4 protein-coding genes and 1 pseudogene are annotated in these 3,903 nt (G+C 59.3%); 4 read left to right on the top strand and 1 reads right to left on the bottom strand.

The genetic code is table 11. The features are described from left to right. The 3 genes and pseudogenes from AB4043_RS18065 to AB4043_RS18055 all read left to right on the top strand — a co-directional run. A pseudogene (locus AB4043_RS18065) lies at positions 1-538 on the top strand (hypothetical protein); the annotation flags it as partial. Next, the gene (locus AB4043_RS18060; RefSeq protein WP_442300064.1) at positions 539-1,972 is read left to right on the top strand and encodes a phosphoglucomutase/phosphomannomutase family protein; all 1,434 of its coding nucleotides are present in this window, start codon (positions 539-541) and stop codon (positions 1,970-1,972) included. Next, positions 1,965-2,630, top strand: a complete 666-nt coding sequence (locus AB4043_RS18055) for an HAD-IA family hydrolase (protein WP_442307695.1) — start codon at positions 1,965-1,967, stop codon at positions 2,628-2,630. The genes AB4043_RS18060 and AB4043_RS18055 overlap by 8 nt, the downstream gene beginning before the upstream one ends. Before the next feature lie 252 nt (positions 2,631-2,882). Here the strand turns inward: AB4043_RS18055 and AB4043_RS18050 are convergent, their stop codons facing one another. Next, the gene (locus AB4043_RS18050; RefSeq protein ID WP_442300062.1) at positions 2,883-3,362 is read right to left on the bottom strand and encodes a metal-dependent transcriptional regulator; all 480 of its coding nucleotides are present in this window, start codon (positions 3,360-3,362) and stop codon (positions 2,883-2,885) included. Between the two features lie 123 nt (positions 3,363-3,485). Here AB4043_RS18050 and AB4043_RS18045 point away from each other — a divergent pair. After that, a partial coding sequence (locus tag AB4043_RS18045) for a DUF1801 domain-containing protein (RefSeq protein WP_442307694.1) occupies positions 3,486-3,903 on the top strand: 418 nt, incomplete at its 3' end.

Genomic DNA, 3,903 nt, shown 5'->3' with positions numbered 1-3,903 from the left:
GTTGCCGGATGTACCGGTGGGTCACATTCTGTGTGAGCCGGCAGCCCGTAATACGGCGCCGGCGTGCGGTCTTGCTGCATTTCTGATGGAGCGTGATGAGCCGGACACGGTCATCGGTATCTTTCCTTCCGATCATGTCGTGAAGGACGCCGGCCGTTTCGCTGCTGCGTTGCGTGCCGGGATTGCCGTTGCCGCTGCGGGTAAGGGTGAGCAGAGTTCGGGTATCTATTGCATCCCCGCGGAGTTCGGATGGAACGATCTCGGTTCCTGGGCCGCCCTGCATGAGCATCAGCGTTCGATTGCCGCGCCGGGATGCGATCAGCACGGTAACGTCGTCGATGGTCAGGGCGTGATCGCTCTGAATGCCAAGGGCAATTACGTCTATGCGAAGGAGCGCACGGTGGCGCTGGTAGGTGTCAACGACCTTGTGGTGGTTGAGACGGAAGACGCTCTGCTGGTTACCACCCGCGAGCACTCCCAGGATGTAGGCAAGGTAGTCAAGGCGCTGCAGGAACTCGGCAGAAAAGAGCTGATCTAGATGAGCGAAGTGAAGACCGTTGTTAAGTTTGGGACGGATGGATGGCGCGGTGTCATTGCCGATGATTTCACCTATGCCAATGTCCGCGTTGCTGTCAGCGCAATTGCGATCTACGTGCTGAAGCACGAAGATCCGGCAGCCGGCGTTTGCATCGGGTATGACACCCGTTTCGGTTCGAAGAGCTTTGCCAAAGTAGCAGCCGAGGTATTGGCCTCTGCCGGGATTCCGGTCTTTCTGGCAAACGGCATTACTCCGACACCTGCGCTCTCTTACGCCGTGCGTGGCCGCAAAGCGGCGGGTGGTGTGATGATCACCTCCAGTCACAATCCGCCGGAGTGGAATGGCGTGAAGTACAAGGCCAGCTACGGCGGCAGTGGCAAGCCCTCCATCATGACAGCGATTGAGAGCTATCTGCTGGCTCCGCTCCCGGTGGCGGAGAAGCCGGCTGCGATTGAAGAGGTTGATTTCAATCCGGAGTACATCGCGGCGATCAGGAAGTTCGTCGATCTGGGCGCGATCAAGGCCTCCGGTTACCGCTTCCTGATCGACACGATGTTCGGTGCGGGCCGTGGTGTGATCAAGGGCATCTTCGACGAAGCGGGTATTCCCAATGTCGAGATGCGCAGCGAGATCAATCCAGGCTTCCCGGGTATCAACCCCGAGCCGATTCTTCCGCATATTGCGCTGACACAGAAGGTGGTCGTTGCAGAGAAGTGCGATGCCGGTCTGGTCACCGACGGAGATGCAGACCGCATCGGCGCCGTGGATGAGCACGGCAATGTGGTGGATGCGCACAAGATCTTCTGTGTGCTGCTGAAGTGGCTGATTGAGCGCAAGCAGTGGCCGGGAGAGGTGACGCGCGCCTTCAATACCACCAAGATGATTGATCGCATCTGCGCCAAGCACGGCCGCAAGCTGAATGAGCACGGCATCGGCTTCAAGTACGTCTGCGACCTGATGCTGGAGAAAGAGATCCTGATCGGCGGAGAAGAGTCCGGCGGTATGGGCATCTCCAAGCATCTGCCGGAGCGCGATGGCCTTTTGAACAGCCTGCTGCTGGCCAACATCATGGCTGACGAGAAGAAGACGCTGGGCGAGCTTGTGGCTTCATTGCAGGCGGAGTACGGCGAGCATCAATACGGCCGCATCGACATGCACATCGACGACGGTCTGAAGCAGAGCGCCATTAACCGCGCCAAGGCAGGCGTAGATGCCTTCGCCGGAATGAAGGTGTTGCGGGTGGAGACGATGGACGGTATCAAGTTCTTCCTGGAGAACCCGGAGGCCGCGACCAAGCCGAATGCAGCCGAGACCTGGCTGCTGCTGCGCGCCAGCGGGACGGAGCCGTTGTTGCGTGTCTACTGTGAGTCGTGCTCGGTCGAGTCGGTAAACAAGGTTCTGGAGGCTGCGCGGGAGTTTGTGTTGCATGGCTGAGCACATCACCGTTTTTGCTAAGGGCCTGTTGTTCGACAATGACGGAGTTCTGATTAGTTCCATTGGCAGCGTGAACCGCTGCTGGCGCCAGTGGGCAAAGATGTACGGCGTTCCTGACGCTGAGAACTACAACGTTCCCCATGGTGCGCGCGCTATCGATACGGTGAAGAGTCTTCGTCCAGATATCGATCCAGAAGCTGGCCTGCGGGTGATTGAAGACCTGGAGATGGCCGACACGGACGATATCGAGGTGCTGCCCGGAGTAAGACGTCTGCTCACGACACTTCCGCCGGAGCGCTGGGCCATTGTGACCTCCTGCACCAGCCGTCTGCTGGAGGTTCGTTTGGAAGCTGCGGGCCTGCCCTGGCCGGAGAAGCTGGTTGCCGGCGATATGGTGACCAACGGTAAGCCGCATCCGRAACCCTATCAGCGCGGTGCTGCGCTTCTGGGTGTTGCTCCGGAGGAGTGCATCGTGATTGAAGATGCTCCTGCGGGTGTGGGGGCTGGTAAGGCTGCCGGAGCTCGTGTTCTGGCGGTGTTGGGAACACATACCGAGGAAGAGCTGGCGCAGGCGGATTGGATCGTGCCGTCGTTGGACGAGGTGCAGTTCACGGCGTCAGAAGATGGACTGACGCTGACCTTCCCGTCGGTGAAGTAGGCAAGACTGCCGATACTCTGGATGCCCCATCCATCGCATAGCGATGGGTGGGATGTTGGTGATGCAGCCAAATGTATTGGTAGAGAAGCAGATTTCGTAGCTCCCAGTGGGAGCTACGAAATGACAAACAAAAAGGGGATCGAGCTGGCGCTCGATATACCCATGTCCCCTAGGGACATGGGGCACCCGACGCATGGGTTCTCCCGAATCTATCGTCCGGAAAAACTAGCAACCAGGAACTAGCAACTAGACCTAGACATAGCAGCGGCAGCCGGCGCGGTGTTGCGGCGGCATGGAGCCGTCGAGTGCGGGAATGCAATGTCCGTGCGGGTCCTGTGTCGGATTGCCGAGGCGTGAGGCGACGCGCTCTTCGAAACGCTCTGAGATGAAGTGTTCCAGGCGCTCCGCTTCGTCGTGCAATTCTTCGATCGGGTAGCCGAGTACTTCAAAGAGAAATGTCTCGAGCAGGCGATGGTGGCGTACGATCTCCAGCGCCCGCTTCCGTCCCACGGCGGTGAGCTTCACGCCGCGATGGCGCTCATAGCGAACCATCGGACGAACCTGTGCGGCAAGGCGCTGCAGCATATTGGTCACGGAGGCGGGAGCAATGCCAAGGCGGTCGGCGATCTGCTTCGAGCCCACCAGATGATCATCTCCGCCGCCCAGGGAGAAGATGGCCTTCAGATAGTTATCGATCGACTCGCTACGGCGGCTTGGCGGCTTCTTGTCCACGTGCTGACATTATTTCAGACGAAGAAAACAGCTCGCCGGTCGCATGAACTTGTAACGACGGAATTTAGGTAACCGTTGCGGTTCTTCGACCGGTTCCGGTGCTTCAACCGTATGATGGTGCGCATGGACGCGCGCGTCGATGCCTATATTGCAAAGGCACAGCCCTTYGCCCAACCGATTCTGAACCACATCCGCGAGACCGTGCACCGGGCGCTGCCCGAGGTGCAGGAGACGATCAACTGGAGCATGCCGTTCTTCACCACGCCCGGCGGCAAGATCATCGCCAACATGGCGGCGTTCAAGGCGCACTGCAGCTTCGGTCTCTGGGCTTCGAGCGTCCGTGAGCAGTTGAAGGCGGCCGGCTTCGAATCCGATGGATCGATGGGGACATTGGGACGTATCACCTCGGTGAAGGACCTTCCCGCCGACAGGATGCTGCTCAAGCTGATCAAAGAGGCGGCTGCGGCGGTTGAGGGCGGCGAAAGCCTGATGAAGCGAAAGAAGACCGCGGCGAAGGCTCTGCCGGAGATCAACCCGGAGT

It is taken from the genome of Terriglobus sp. YAF25 (assembly GCF_052113305.1).
In the GTDB taxonomy this organism is placed as follows: domain Bacteria; phylum Acidobacteriota; class Terriglobia; order Terriglobales; family Acidobacteriaceae; genus Terriglobus.
Note: the sequence above shows the minus strand (reverse complement) of the source record. Positions and strands in the feature narration are given on the sequence as shown.

Coding starts and splice junctions, on each gene's coding strand:
- AB4043_RS18060 (WP_442300064.1), top strand. CDS start 539: ATGAGCGAAGTGAAGACCGTTGTTAAGTTTGGGACGGATGGATGGCGC.